This window comes from Comamonas brasiliensis (assembly GCF_018292285.1).
GTDB lineage: Bacteria > Pseudomonadota > Gammaproteobacteria > Burkholderiales > Burkholderiaceae_C > Comamonas > Comamonas brasiliensis.
Map to the genome: position 1 here is coordinate 521,943 of NZ_JAANES010000003.1, position 12,442 is coordinate 534,384.

General features: G+C 61.9%; 14 protein-coding genes. 3 read left to right on the top strand and 11 right to left on the bottom strand.

The window, feature by feature from the left end; all coding sequences use genetic code 11:
* Positions 1-21 precede the first annotated feature (21 nt).
* Complete coding sequence (locus DJFAAGMI_RS15055; RefSeq protein WP_211457727.1) at positions 22-771, bottom strand: enoyl-CoA hydratase/isomerase family protein; 750 nt, start codon at positions 769-771, stop codon at positions 22-24.
* An 88-nt stretch (positions 772-859) separates the two neighbouring features.
* Here DJFAAGMI_RS15055 and DJFAAGMI_RS15060 point away from each other — a divergent pair, with 88 nt between their 5' ends.
* Positions 860-1,558, top strand: coding sequence for a GntR family transcriptional regulator (locus DJFAAGMI_RS15060; RefSeq protein ID WP_211457728.1), 699 nt, complete (start codon positions 860-862; stop codon positions 1,556-1,558).
* A gap of 28 nt (positions 1,559-1,586) precedes the next feature.
* Here DJFAAGMI_RS15060 and DJFAAGMI_RS15065 read toward each other — a convergent pair whose 3' ends face one another.
* A complete protein-coding gene (locus tag DJFAAGMI_RS15065; protein ID WP_211457729.1) occupies positions 1,587-2,912 on the bottom strand; it encodes an MFS transporter in 1,326 nt (441 codons plus the stop codon).
* 355 nt (positions 2,913-3,267) lie between these two features.
* Here DJFAAGMI_RS15065 and DJFAAGMI_RS15070 point away from each other — a divergent pair, with 355 nt between their 5' ends.
* Positions 3,268-4,428 (top strand): trypsin-like peptidase domain-containing protein, encoded by a 1,161-nt coding sequence (locus DJFAAGMI_RS15070; RefSeq protein WP_167006326.1) that lies wholly within the window; start codon positions 3,268-3,270, stop codon positions 4,426-4,428.
* A 196-nt stretch (positions 4,429-4,624) separates the two neighbouring features.
* Here the strand turns inward: DJFAAGMI_RS15070 and tatC are convergent, their stop codons facing one another.
* The 9 genes from tatC to hisF all read right to left on the bottom strand — a co-directional run bounded on the left by tatC (position 4,625) and on the right by hisF (position 10,361).
* Positions 4,625-5,437, bottom strand: coding sequence for a twin-arginine translocase subunit TatC (gene tatC / locus DJFAAGMI_RS15075; RefSeq protein WP_034348270.1), 813 nt, complete (start codon positions 5,435-5,437; stop codon positions 4,625-4,627).
* A gap of 156 nt (positions 5,438-5,593) precedes the next feature.
* The gene (gene tatB / locus DJFAAGMI_RS15080) at positions 5,594-6,115 is read right to left on the bottom strand and encodes a Sec-independent protein translocase protein TatB (RefSeq protein ID WP_003062149.1); all 522 of its coding nucleotides are present in this window, start codon (positions 6,113-6,115) and stop codon (positions 5,594-5,596) included.
* Positions 6,116-6,137: 22 nt separating this feature from the next.
* Positions 6,138-6,374 carry a Sec-independent protein translocase subunit TatA gene (gene tatA / locus DJFAAGMI_RS15085; RefSeq protein WP_003058595.1) on the bottom strand — a complete coding sequence of 79 codons (237 nt, stop codon included), beginning with the start codon at positions 6,372-6,374 and terminating at the stop codon, positions 6,138-6,140.
* Between the two features lie 121 nt (positions 6,375-6,495).
* The gene (locus DJFAAGMI_RS15090) at positions 6,496-6,864 is read right to left on the bottom strand and encodes a histidine triad nucleotide-binding protein (RefSeq protein ID WP_211457730.1); all 369 of its coding nucleotides are present in this window, start codon (positions 6,862-6,864) and stop codon (positions 6,496-6,498) included.
* A 98-nt stretch (positions 6,865-6,962) separates the two neighbouring features.
* Complete coding sequence (locus tag DJFAAGMI_RS15095; RefSeq protein WP_211457731.1) at positions 6,963-8,006, bottom strand: patatin-like phospholipase family protein; 1,044 nt, start codon at positions 8,004-8,006, stop codon at positions 6,963-6,965.
* A gap of 244 nt (positions 8,007-8,250) precedes the next feature.
* Positions 8,251-8,649 carry a DUF4870 family protein gene (locus DJFAAGMI_RS15100; protein ID WP_003058601.1) on the bottom strand — a complete coding sequence of 133 codons (399 nt, stop codon included), beginning with the start codon at positions 8,647-8,649 and terminating at the stop codon, positions 8,251-8,253.
* A gap of 13 nt (positions 8,650-8,662) precedes the next feature.
* Entirely contained in the window at positions 8,663-9,058 is a 396-nt protein-coding gene (locus DJFAAGMI_RS15105; RefSeq protein WP_043003521.1) for a phosphoribosyl-ATP diphosphatase, read from the bottom strand.
* 4 nt (positions 9,059-9,062) lie between these two features.
* Positions 9,063-9,491 carry a phosphoribosyl-AMP cyclohydrolase gene (hisI, locus tag DJFAAGMI_RS15110; protein ID WP_349305232.1) on the bottom strand — a complete coding sequence of 143 codons (429 nt, stop codon included), beginning with the start codon at positions 9,489-9,491 and terminating at the stop codon, positions 9,063-9,065.
* A gap of 69 nt (positions 9,492-9,560) precedes the next feature.
* Complete coding sequence (gene hisF, locus DJFAAGMI_RS15115; RefSeq protein WP_003058607.1) at positions 9,561-10,361, bottom strand: imidazole glycerol phosphate synthase subunit HisF; 801 nt, start codon at positions 10,359-10,361, stop codon at positions 9,561-9,563.
* A 743-nt stretch (positions 10,362-11,104) separates the two neighbouring features.
* On the opposite strand from hisF, the gene glmM reads away from it, so the two are divergent.
* Positions 11,105-12,439, top strand: a complete 1,335-nt coding sequence (glmM, locus tag DJFAAGMI_RS15120; RefSeq protein WP_211457955.1) for a phosphoglucosamine mutase — start codon at positions 11,105-11,107, stop codon at positions 12,437-12,439.
* Positions 12,440-12,442 lie beyond the last annotated feature (3 nt).

Below are 12,442 nucleotides of genomic sequence, written 5' to 3' on the forward strand. Positions count from 1 at the left end.
CTTTCGGCGGCAGGGCCAGTGCTAGCGGCCCTTGAAGAGCGGCGTGCGCTTTTCGCGCCAGGCCAGGCCGCCCTCGCGCAGATCCTCGGACTCGACCGAGCGCTGCACGTCGCGCGCAATCGCCTCGCGGTCCTGGCGACCGCAGGCAATCAGGTTCAGGTGTTTTTTCATGCCGGACAGCGGCAGGGGTGCCATCGCCCCCAGCGTCCCGGCCAGACTCGCCACGGTCTCGTCGAGCTCGGTGTGCGCCACCAGATGCGTCAGGAAGCCGCAGGCCTTCATCTGCTCTGCATCCAGGCGTTCGCAGGTCAGAAACAGGCGCTTGGCGGTATCGAGCCCCAGACGGCTGACATAGCGCTCCAGCCCCGAGGCATAGAAATGCAGGCCCAACCGCGCGGCGGGCATGAACATGTCCGCCGCCATCGAGCCCACGCGAAAGTCGCAAGCCAGTGCCAGATCGGTTGCGCCGCCATAGACACCCCCTTGAATGGCGGCAATGGTCACCGCGCGGCATTGCTCCACCACGTCCACCATCTCGCCGAAGCTGCTGCCTTCACTCTGGCTGTTTTCGATTTGTGATATATCGTAGCCACTGCAGAAATGCCTGCCTTCGCTACGCAACACCAGCACCCGCACATCCTCCCTCTGATTGACGCATGCTATGCATTCAATGAGCACCGGCAAATCATCGGGCGCCAGACGGTTCGCCACCGTGGGGCGCTGGAGTGTGATGGTTGCAACACGGTCCTGGAAATGCAGTCTTGGATTCATGCGTATCAGAAATATAAATAGATATATCTAATATTGAACAATGAAGCCCAAACATCCACCAACCGCAGAAACCCTAGACGCGCTCAGCATGCAGGACCGTATCCGGCTGGCACTGGAGCAAGACCTGCGCAACGGCGCATTGCGGCCGGGCGCCGCCATCGACGAACAGGCGCTGTGCGAGCGCTTCCAGGCTTCCCGCACGCCGGTCCGCGAGGCCTTGCTGCTGCTGTCTGCCAAGGGGATGGTGAGCATTCTTCCGCGTGTCGGCATCTACGTGCGCCACCTCGATCCCCGGGAGCTGATTGCAATGATGGAAGGGCTTGCCGAACTGGAAGGCGTGCTCGCGCGCCTGGCGGCCAGGCGCATCAACGCGGAGCAGAGAGCGCAGCTGCAAGCGGCTCTGGCGCAGACGGCGGCCCATGCGCAGACGGCCGACTCCATTGGCTACGAACAGGCAAACGCCAGATTGCATGATTTGATATATCAGTACAGCGGAAACACCTTTATCGTCGAGCAGACCCGCGAGGCCAGACTCAGGGTCGCACCGTACCGCAGCAAGATGTTTGAAAAGCCGGAGCGCCTGCTGCACTCCCAGACGGAGCATGAAACCGTGGTGGCCGCCATTCTGTCCGGCAACAGCGAAGTCGCTGCCGAGGCCATGCGCAACCATATCTCGGCGGGCGGGAGCGCCTTTGCCGACATGGTGCTGGGCACAGCCTCCGCACCCGCCATGCAGCCGCGCCGCCGCAAACGTGCGATCGGCGAAAAAAAAGGCAGCCACTGCTGACTGCCTTTTCTCATTCGCCTGTGCAGGCTCACGCCTTGCGCGGCTGCCAGCCCTTGCAGGCCAGCGGCCAGAAGCCCATGGCCATGCCCAGCACGCCCATGGCCGCCACATAGTGGGCAGGAGCCATCACGTCCACCTGCTGCCACACGGACACCAGCATGGGAGTCAGACCGCCGAACACGGCATAGGCCATGTTGTAGGAGAAGGACAGGCCGGTGAAGCGCACCTCGGGCGGGAAGGCCCGGACACCCACCACGGGCAGCAGCGAGATGGAGCCGACAAAGAAGCCCACGGTCGCATAGTTGCAGATCAGCGATGCCTCGTTGCCGGGCAGGTTCAGGTAGAACAGATAGGCCGTGGCCGTCATGCCGCCCCAGCCGATGAGCATGGTCAGCTTGGTGCCGATCTTGTCGGACAGCCAGCCCCAGAACACGCAGCCAATGGTCAGTGTCACGGTCGCCACGGCGTTGGCCTTCAGGGCCATGGCAGGCTCGATGTGGAACACTTTTTGCAGATAGGCCGGCGTGAACAGAATCACCACCACAATCGCCGTGGACAGCACCCATGTCATCAGCGCCACGACGACGCAGGCTTCGCGGTGGTCGCGCAGGATGGTCTTGATCGGCAGTTCTCGGTCGGCGGCCTTGCGGGCCTGCAGCTCCTGGAAGATGGGAGTCTCGTGCAGGAACTTGCGCAGATACACCGACACCAGACCGAAGACACCGCCCAGAATGAAGGGTAGGCGCCAGGCCCAGTCGTGGATCTCGCTCTGGCTGTAGGTGCTGTTGAGCCAGACCCCGATGATGGAGCCCAGGAAGATACCGCCGGTAATGCCGGAAGTCAGTGCACCGATCGCGAAGCCGTAACGCTTTTCGGGAGCATGCTCGGCCACGAACACCCAGGCACCGGGCATTTCACCGCCGATGGCGGCACCTTGCATCACGCGCATCAGCAGCAGCAGGATGGGAGCGGCCAGGCCTATGGTTTCATAGGTGGGCAGCAGGCCGATGACCAGCGTGGGCACGGCCATCAGGAACACCGACAGCGTGAACATCTTCTTGCGGCCCAGGATGTCGCCGAAGTGGGCAATCAAGATGCCGCCGATGGGGCGTGCCAGATAGCCGGCCGCGAAAATGCCCAGCGTCTGCAGCTGGCGCATCCACTCGGGCAGCGAAGCCGGAAAGAACAGGCTACCGATCACATTGGCAAAAAAGACGAACACCACGAAGTCATAAAACTCCAGCGTTCCGCCCAGGGCCGATAAGCCCAGGGTCTTGTAGTCCTCCCGATTCAGGAGGCGATTCTTCGCAGCAGCCGGCGCTTTGGCCGATGCAGCGTGGTCAAGCGTAGTCATGGTGTTTCCCAGATCGAACAACAGGACAGCGCGGATAAGGCCGCTGATCACGGGTCAACGTGCAGTGGCATACCGATTGCAGCGGGCTTCAGATGCAAAGCCACACCAGGCCGAATATGAGCACCTTGTGGGCAGTCATGGCGGCGTAAGCGCAGTCGAAAAAACATTCTAGGGTTTTCACTCATGGTTTCTGGCCGCGCAAAACTTTAGATGCCTGCAGTCCTATAGCCATCGCTCCTGCAATCTGCAAAGCTTTGCGTTATGCAATTGCGCGCAAGCAAATGTTCGCTTCGACGCCCGGTGCAGCCATGCTTCACAATGTGGGCTTGTTCTCCTCACTACCTATACGCATTACATGAAACGCACCTGGTTGCTGTTTTCGCAGGTCGTCACCGTGCTGGTGGCTATCTATTTTGTAGTGGCTACCCTACAGCCCACTTGGCTTCAGCGCGGAAACATCCGCAGCAATGCCGGAGTTTCGCTGCTGCAGGCCCCCTCTGCCCCGGCGGGTGAAGTCGCCCCGGGCAGCTTTGCGCCAGCCGCACGCAAGGCCTCGCCCGCCGTGGTCAGCATCAACACGAGCAAGGCGGTCCGCCACCCACGCGCCAACGATCCCTGGTTCCAGTTCTTCTTTGGCGATCAGGGCCCGCAGGAGCAATCTGGTTTGGGCAGCGGCGTCATCATCAGTCAAGATGGCTACATCCTCACCAACAACCATGTGGTGGAAGGCGCCGACGATATCGAGGTCACGCTGACCGACAGCCGCCAGGCCAAGGCCAAGGTCATTGGCACGGACCCCGAGACCGATCTAGCCATTCTCAAGGTCGAGCTCGACAAGCTGCCCGTCATCGTGCTGGGCAACTCCGACCAGGTCGCCGTGGGTGACCGCGTGCTGGCCATCGGCAACCCCTTCGGTGTGGGCCAGACCGTGACCAGCGGCATCGTCAGCGCCCTGGGCCGCAGCCAGCTGGGCATCAACACCTTCGAGAACTTCATCCAGACCGATGCCGCCATCAACCCGGGCAACTCCGGCGGTGCCCTGGTGGATGCCAACGGCAATCTGCTGGGTATCAACACGGCCATCTACTCGCGCTCGGGCGGCAGCATGGGCATCGGTTTCGCGATTCCCGTCTCCACGGCCAAGATGGTGCTGGACGGCATCGTCAAGGACGGCAAGGTCACACGCGGCTGGATCGGCGTGGAGCCCAACGAACTCTCGCCCGAGCTGGCCGAGACCTTTGGCGTCAAGGCCGATGCCGGCGTCATCATCACCGGCGTGCTGCAGGCCGGCCCCGCCGCCCAGGCCGGCATGCGCCCTGGCGACGTGATCGTCAAGGTGGGCGAGACCGCGACCCGCAATGTCTCCGAGCTGCTGACGGCCGTGGCCTCGCTCAAGCCCGGCGAAGCCGCCAAGTTCGATGTGCGCCGCGGCGACAGCGAAGTGGTGCTGAACATCACTCCGGGCGCCCGCCCTGCAGCCAGCACCCTGCAGCAGCAAAGCCGCCCCCGCCGTTGACGGACGCTTCCGCGAACCACACCAGCCAGCGCCAGTCGCTGGCTTTTTTCATGCTGCGGCCTGTTGCAAGCTGCAGCGAGCCATCACAGATCATCAGGAAATACGGCTCAAACGCTTGCAGGGAAAGCGCTGACAGCTATCAAAACAAAAGCCCTTGAATCACTTCAAGGGCTTTGCCGGGAGTTGGAGACGAAGATCAGTGGCCGTCCGTGGATTTCTCCACTTCCGTGCCCGTACCCTCCTCGGCATCGGGCGCACGCGACACCCGGCTGAACCAGCCGGCCCCCAGAATGCCGATCTCGTAGAGCAGGCACATGGGCAAGGCCAGGGCCAGCTGAGAGATCACATCGGGCGGCGTGATGACGGCAGCAATCACGAAGGCCAGCACCACGAAATAGCCGCGGAAGGCCTTGAGCTTCTCGATCTCCACCAGACCAAAGCGCACCAGCAGCATCACCACGATGGGCACCTGAAAGGCCGCCGCAAACGCGATGTAGAGCGAGAGGATCGCTTCCACATACGAGGCAATGTCGGGCGTGGCGGCCACGCTGGCCGGCGTGAAGTGCTGGATGAACTTGAACATATTGCCAAGCACAAAGAACTGTACGAAGGCAATGCCGGCATAGGCCAGCAGACTGCCGAACATGATCAGCGGCAGGGCGAACTTCTTCTCGTGGCTGTACAGACCCGGCGCCACAAAGGCCCAGATCTGGTACATGATCCAGGGCAGCGCCAGCAGCACGGCCACCATCATCAACACCTTGAGCGGCACGAAGAAGGGCGAGAAAACGCCCACCGCAATCAGCTTGGCGCCGGGCGGCATGTGCTCCTTGATGGGCAGGGCGATGAAGTCGATCAGGCCGTCGGGGCCCGGCCAGAACATCAGCAGCCCGACGCCGATCAAAACGCCATACAGGCTGTAGAGCAGGCGATCACGCAGCTCCATCAGGTGCTGGACAAACGGCTGCTCCGTGCCGGCGAGTTCGTCTTCTTTAGAGGGTTCGGACATGGTGCAAAACCGCGTCGGAGCCCGATCGGCTCCACACGCTTGAGAAACAACAACGCCCGTGAATCACGGGCAAAGAGCGACATGCGGGCAGCCAAGCCGGCCCACTGGGACCGGCCATGGCCGACCTTTCGGCCGGCAGGCTGCTGAGCTGCATGTTCAATGGAACTTCTTGGGGCGAAAGCGCGCCACGCGTGCCGCACCCGACTGGACCTTGCTGCGTACCCCGGCACGGGCCTTGTACCACTGGGGCACGGCACCGCGCTTGACGCGCCAGTTCTTGCGCGGATGGCGGTAGCTGGGCACCACGCTGCTGTGCGTATCCAGACCGGTGTAGCCACCTTCTGCGTCATAGGAGCCGAAGGACGAAGCCGAAGTCATGTTCGAGTCGTCGCGCAGGTCCTTGGTCGCATCGCTCCAGTCCTTTTCAAGATCGGAGGCCTGATTGCGCATGCTGGACTCCACGTCCCGCGCGGCGGTCTCGACCGTGTCCTTCATCTTGCGCAACTCATCGAGCTCCATGGAGCGGTTGACCTCGGCCTTGACGTCGGACACATAGCGCTGTGCCCTGCCAAGCAAGGTGCCCACCATGCGGGCCACGCGCGGCAGCTTCTCGGGACCGATGACCACCAGGGCCACGGCACCGATCAGCGCCATTTTGGACAGGCCAATATCAAACATCTAAATGTCAGTCCTGCCGCGATCAGCTCTTTTGCTTGGCTTCCACGTCGATGGTGGCCTTTTCGGCAGCCTGCTGGTTGGCCACTTGGCCGGTCGCGGCGTTGGCGTCGGCATCAGTCGCACCGTCCTTCATGCCGTCCTTGAAGCCCTTGACGGCGCCGCCCAGGTCGGAGCCGATGTTCTTGAGCTTCTTGGTGCCGAACACCAGAACCACGATGAGCAGCACGATCGCCCAGTGCCAGATAGAAAACGAGCCCATGAGAATCTCCTAGAAATTGCAAACCATTTTAGACGGGGCTTGTGACAGATACGAATCAATCACCCAAAAAGCCTGCAGTGCACAGCTCTATCGCCGCGTGCAGGCCCGCTGCGCCGCCAGATCAGCCCTTGAGCCAGGGGCGCGGACCGCCCATGACGTGCAGGTGCAGATGGTGCACTTCCTGGCCGCCCTCGCTGCCGGTGTTGACCACGATGCGGAAACCGCCATCGGGATAAGGGTTGCAGCCCTGCTCCAGCGCCAGTTTGGGAGCCAGCGCCATCATGCGGCCCAGCAGGGGCGCATCTTCGGCGCCGACCTGGGCCATGGAGGGGATGTGCTTCTTGGGAATCACCAGAAAGTGCACGGGCGCACCGGGGTGGATGTCATGGAAGGCGAACAGCTCCTCGTCTTCATAGACCTTGCGCGAAGGAATCTCCCCCTTGGCGATGCGGCAGAAAATGCAATGGGCGTCGTAATCGTGGTCGTGCATGGTCTCTGGTATCTCTACGGTTCATTACTCCGAACGCCCTGCCCTGCCCATGGCCCAGGAGGCCAGAAAGCAGGCAACGGCGTCGCCCCCTGCGGAGGCTATCCCCTATTCTCGTTGAATCGCAGCGTCTGCTTGACGCCAAGGTGCTCGCGGTTGAGCTGCAGCCATTGCTGGCCGCGCTCGCGGCCCAGCTCGAACAGCTTGCGCACCATGCCCATGTCTGCGCGCACCTTGCTCGAGGCGCCAAAGGGTTTGAGCACCGAGCCGCCGTCGATGCGGTGCATCAGCACATGCTTGTAGCGCTCCGGGTCCAGACGCTTTTGCTCCAGCAGCTTGACCACGAACTCGATGGCCCGCAGCTCGGCCAGCAAGCTGGCGTTGAAGGTGATCTCGTTCATGCGGTCCATGATCTCGCGGGCGGTATCGGGCGAGACATCGGACTCCTTGGGATTGATCTGCACCAGCAGGATGTCCCGGCTCCGGGTCTCGTAGATCAGCGGATACAGTGCCGGATTTCCCGAGAACCCGCCATCCCAGTAGCACTCTCCGTCAATCTCCACCGCCTTGAACAGCTGCGGCAGGCAGGCCGAGGCCATGATGGCGTCTGCCGTCACCTGCTCGCCCTTGAAGATCTTGCCGCCGCCCGTGCGCACGTTGGTGGCGCAGATGAAGAGCTTGGGCACCACGCTTGGATGAGCGGGATGGGCCAGCGTCTCGAAATCCACCACCCGTGTGAGCAGCTGCCGCAGCGGGTTGATATTGAGCGGATTGGTCTGATAGGGCGACAGAAACTGGTTGAGCACCCCCATGAACTGCTTGCTGCCCGGCAGCGGTGCGGCCCAGAACATCTTGCCCACGCTGCCCATGGTGCCCACGCCCTCCCACAACTCGCGCAGAGACTGGCGCGCCAGCTGACGCCCGAGGTAACGGGCGTCGTCCAGATTCTTTTCCTGCGCGGCCGCTTGCGCGAAGCCATGGGCCAGCGCCACGGCATTCATGGCACCGGCACTGGTGCCGCTGATGCCTTCAAAGATCAGGCCGTCATCGTCGAGCAATGCATCCAGCACGCCCCAGGTCAGCGCACCATGCGATCCCCCGCCCTGCAGGGCCAGGTTGAGGGTGTGGGAAGTCTCTGCAGCCATGGCACGATCCTGTGAAGGTTGAGGAACCAGGTAAGGGGCTTGGAGCCGTCGCTACGAACGCACAGCGGACCTATCCAGCGAATCTGCGCAATTTCCGCAGCTTATCCAGCACCGCGAGCATTGCACAGGCCCGGCACCCGTGTCAGCCTGCCGACCCGAATCTGTTGCAGTGCAGCAAAACCGCTTGCAAAAACAAAAAAGCCCCGGCCGTAAAGCGGGGGCTTCGATGTCGGGCAAAACCGGCTCAGGAGCGGATCGCGCGATTCTTGTTCATGGCGATCATGCCGCTGACGATGCGGTAGAGGAACCAGATGGAGATCAGCACCCAGGCCGGGTTGAAGATCAGCAGGCCCAGCAGGAAGAACGGGAAGGTCACCGCATAGAGCACGATGGCCCAGAGCACGCTGCGCAGACGCCAGGAAAAATGGCTCTCCTGCCAGGTGCCGCGCGCATCGTCGCGCTTGACCAGATCGATGACAACCGCAATCAGCAACAGCAGCACGCTGACCTGCGCGCCCGGCAGCACCGCGGCCACGGCCACGATCAGGTGCAGCAGATAGCTGACCCAGCCCCAGGCCTTCAGGCCCTCGACCTCGGCAGAGCCGCCGGGGCCTACATCGATGATGTCGCGATCGTCATTCATTCGTGCTTCCTTATTACTTGGCCGCCCCTTCCTGAGCAGCGCGTTCCTGGGCCTTGCGCAGGGCTTTTTCCTCCAGACCGCTGGTGCCTTCGCGGCGCTCCAGCTCGGCCACCACCTCTGCGGGCGTCAGGCCGTAGTGCGACAGCGCAATCATGGAGTGAAACCACAGATCCGCCACTTCATAGAGGAGCTTGCCCTTGTCCGCGCCATGATCGACATCCTTGGCGGCCATCACGACTTCGGTGGCCTCTTCGCCGATCTTCTTCAGAAAGGCGTCCGGCCCCTTGTGCAGCAGGCGCGCGACATAGCTTTTTTCGGGGTCACCACCATTGGCGACCTTGCGGCTTTCGATCACGGCGGCCAGACGGGCCAGTGCGCCCTCTACCGACGCGGTGTTTTGTTCAGACATGACTTTATTTATAGATGGAAGCAGGATCTTTCAAGACCGGATCGACAGCAAGCCACTGTCCGTCCTTGAAAACGCTGTAGAAGCAGGAGTGGCGACCGGTGTGGCAGGCGATACCGGGATCATGCCCCTCTTGCGTGATCTTGAGCAAAACCACGTCGTTGTCGCAGTCGATGCGCATCTCGTGCACGGTCTGCACATGGCCGGACTCCTCGCCCTTGAACCACAGCTTGTTGCGCGAGCGGCTGAAGTACACGGCGCGCCTCAGCTCGGCGGTCTTCTCCAGTGCCTCGCGGTTCATCCAGGCGAACATGACCACGTCGCCACTGCTTTGCTCCTGCGCAATCACGGGCACCAGCCCCTGCGCATCCCATTTGACTTGATCGAGCCAGCTCATTGCAGACCTTTGTTTTGTATAGCTGCCAGCGCAGGCCACCAGCCGATTTCAACCACAAAACATATGGAAAGCCGCTTGTACCCTGCGCAAGCCGCTCTCAAAATAATCTTATAAACGCACGGGAATGCCGCGTGCGCGCATGCATTCCTTGGCCTGCTGCACGGTGTACTCGCCGTAGTGGAAGATGCTGGCGGCCAGCACGGCATCGGCGCCGCCAATGGTCACGCCATCGGCCAGATCTTCCAGATTGCCGACACCGCCCGAGGCGATCACGGGCACGGCCACGGCATCGGCCACGGCACGCGTGAGCTTCAGATCGAAGCCGCTCTTGGTGCCGTCCTTGTCCATGCTGGTCAGCAGTATCTCGCCGGCACCGCGCCTGGCCATCTCCTCGGCCCAGCGCACCACATCCAGCCCCACGTTCTTGCGCCCGCCATGGCTGTACACATCCCAGCCCGGCCCCATGGGCGTGCCGCCGGGGCCGATGCGCTGCTCGTCCTCGGGCGTGCGGCGCTTGGCGTCGATGGCCACCACGATGCATTGCGCGCCGTACTTGTCGCTGCAGGCATTGATGGTGTCCGGGTTGGCAATGGCGGCGGAGTTGAAGCTGGTCTTGTCGGCTCCGGCATTGAGCAGGCGGCGCACATCTTCCACGCTGCGCACGCCACCGCCCACGGTCAGCGGAATGAAGACCTGCGAAGCCACGGCCTCGATGATGGGCAGGATCAGGTCGCGGCCATCGCTGGTGGCCGTGATATCCAGGAAAGTCAGCTCGTCCGCACCCTGGGCGTTGTAGCGCGCGGCAATCTCCACCGGGTCGCCCGCATCGCGCAGCTCCAGAAAATTGACGCCCTTGACCACGCGGCCGCCGGTCACGTCAAGGCAGGGAATGATGCGTTTGGCAAGCATGGACAAGTCTCGGAATATCTAGGAACAAGGGGGCCAAAGATACCACGGCCCCGCCTCCGCCCTGGACATCCATCCCCTTGCGCAGCCTGGCCGTGCAGGCATTGCACAACGCGCAAACCGTCCGGGCCGGAAAGCGGGCCGGCACCATTGCATCGCCGCCCGATCACCGGCCATTTTCTGAACGATTGGAAACACGCAGGTTCAGAAACCGGCCAGGGGCATTGGGATTCACCGATTCCTGCTGCTTCCAATTGAGTAACAGAAAACCCAGAGCCGGCTTCGGGATTCAGGACTTTCAGCTTTAGTTTCTTATCGAAACCAGCACGCCAGCACTTATTAACTGTCAGGCATGGGGCCATCGTCCATGTCCGGCCAGCCCGAAAACAGAAACCCTGTTACCAACCATGGACGGCAGCCATGCGGCAGGAAACCGCGTCAGTCAGGACTTTGAAAACCCTCGCCAGGCCAAGTCTGGCTTCATTGCAAGCCATTTTTCGGCCCTGACGGGCATACCCTGGATCATGTAAATAGAAACCCAATTTAGCTTCCAGATATACATAACGTAAAAAGATGTTATTTTTTACGCGGCGTTCTTGTTTGGATTGTTTTTATTAGTGAAACTATGAAAAAAATAAATCAATAGTTTTAGTATTTTCAAATCCACATTCCTCTGAATCAATGGGCGGAATCGGAATGCCATCCCGCTCGATGACCGTACTCAAGCGCAGGTGATCATCATGGATATGAGACGCCAATATTTCGGTACCGACGGAATTCGTGGGCGGGCTGGGTACTTCCCGATTACGCCGGACTTCGCCTTGCACCTGGCCCATGTGGTCGGACGGATGCTTCACCGCAGTGAAGAGCGCCCGACCGTGCTGATTGGCAAGGACACGCGCATCTCGGGCCATATGCTCGAAAGCGCGCTGGTGTCGGGCTTCAATTCCGCGGGTGTGAATGTGATGCTGGTCGGCACGCTGCCCACACCGGGCGTGGCCTACCTCACACGCGCCTTGCGGGCCAGTCTGGGGGTGGTGATCAGCGCCAGCCACAACACCTTCGAAGACAACGGCATCAAGTTCTTCAGCGCCAAAGGCACCAAGCTGCCCTATGTCTGGGAAGTGGCCGTCGAGCAAATGCTGCTCGACGAGCCGCACTGGGTCTCGGCCATCGCGCTCGGAAAAACGCAGGTCCTCGATGACGCCGCCGGCCGCTACATCGAGTTCTGCAAGAGCACCTGCGACCATGCATTCACCTTGCGCGGACTGAAGATCGTGGTCGATGCAGGCCATGGCGCGGCCTATCAGATTGCGCCCATGGTCTTTCATGAACTCGGCGCCGAGGTGGTGGCCATCGGCTGCGCTCCCAATGGTCTGAATATCAACCAGGGCGCCGGAGCCGCTCACCCTGAACTACTGGCCACCACCGTCTCGGGTTGCGGTGCGGATTTCGGCATCGCTCTGGATGGCGATGCCGATCGCCTGCTGGTCGTGGATGCGGCCGGGCGGCTCTACAACGGGGACGAATTGCTGTACCTGGTCGTCGCGGATCGCCTGGAGCATGACGAGAGCATTGCGGGCGCCGTCGGCACGCTGATGACGAATATGGCCGTGGAGCAGGCCTTCGAGCTGCTGGATGTGGATTTCATGCGTACCAAGGTCGGTGACCGCTACGTGCTCGAGGAGCTCAGCCGCCGCGGCTGGACCTTCGGCGGCGAGGGTTCTGGCCATCTGCTGATCCTGGACCGGCACAGCACGGGCGACGGTCTGGTCAACGCGCTGCAGATTTTGCAGGCCTGCGTGCGCACCGGCCGAACGCTGTCGCAATGGCTGTTGCCGGTGCAGCTCTATCCCCAGGCCCTGCTCAATGTGCACCTGCCGCCGGAGCGCGATTGGCGCAGCAATGCCCTGCTGGCACGGGTGCAGGCGCAGGTCGAGGCGGAGCTGGGCTCCACCGGACGGGTGCTGGTGCGGCACAGCGGCACGGAGCCGGTGCTGCATGTGATGGTGGAAGCCCAGGATGGCGATCAGGCCAGCCGCTGCGCCGAACGACTGGTCTCCGCAGCCAGGGATGGTTAGTTG

Bases quoted from the DNA above. Each gene is read 5' to 3' on its own strand.
- DJFAAGMI_RS15060 (WP_211457728.1), top strand. From the start codon at position 860: ATGCAGGACCGTATCCGGCTGGCACTGGAGCAAGACCTGCGCAACGGC.
- hisF (WP_003058607.1), bottom strand. From the start codon at position 10,361: ATGCTTGCCAAACGCATCATTCCCTGCCTTGACGTGACCGGCGGCCGC.
- DJFAAGMI_RS15105 (WP_043003521.1), bottom strand. From the start codon at position 9,058: ATGTCTGAACAAAACACCGCGTCGGTAGAGGGCGCACTGGCCCGTCTG.
- DJFAAGMI_RS15100 (WP_003058601.1), bottom strand. From the start codon at position 8,649: ATGAATGACGATCGCGACATCATCGATGTAGGCCCCGGCGGCTCTGCC.
- glmM (WP_211457955.1), top strand. From the start codon at position 11,105: ATGAGACGCCAATATTTCGGTACCGACGGAATTCGTGGGCGGGCTGGG.
- DJFAAGMI_RS15065 (WP_211457729.1), bottom strand. From the start codon at position 2,912: ATGACTACGCTTGACCACGCTGCATCGGCCAAAGCGCCGGCTGCTGCG.
- DJFAAGMI_RS15095 (WP_211457731.1), bottom strand. From the start codon at position 8,006: ATGGCTGCAGAGACTTCCCACACCCTCAACCTGGCCCTGCAGGGCGGG.
- tatA (WP_003058595.1), bottom strand. From the start codon at position 6,374: ATGGGCTCGTTTTCTATCTGGCACTGGGCGATCGTGCTGCTCATCGTG.
- DJFAAGMI_RS15055 (WP_211457727.1), bottom strand. From the start codon at position 771: ATGAATCCAAGACTGCATTTCCAGGACCGTGTTGCAACCATCACACTC.
- tatC (WP_034348270.1), bottom strand. From the start codon at position 5,437: ATGTCCGAACCCTCTAAAGAAGACGAACTCGCCGGCACGGAGCAGCCG.
- DJFAAGMI_RS15070 (WP_167006326.1), top strand. From the start codon at position 3,268: ATGAAACGCACCTGGTTGCTGTTTTCGCAGGTCGTCACCGTGCTGGTG.
- DJFAAGMI_RS15090 (WP_211457730.1), bottom strand. From the start codon at position 6,864: ATGCACGACCACGATTACGACGCCCATTGCATTTTCTGCCGCATCGCC.
- tatB (WP_003062149.1), bottom strand. From the start codon at position 6,115: ATGTTTGATATTGGCCTGTCCAAAATGGCGCTGATCGGTGCCGTGGCC.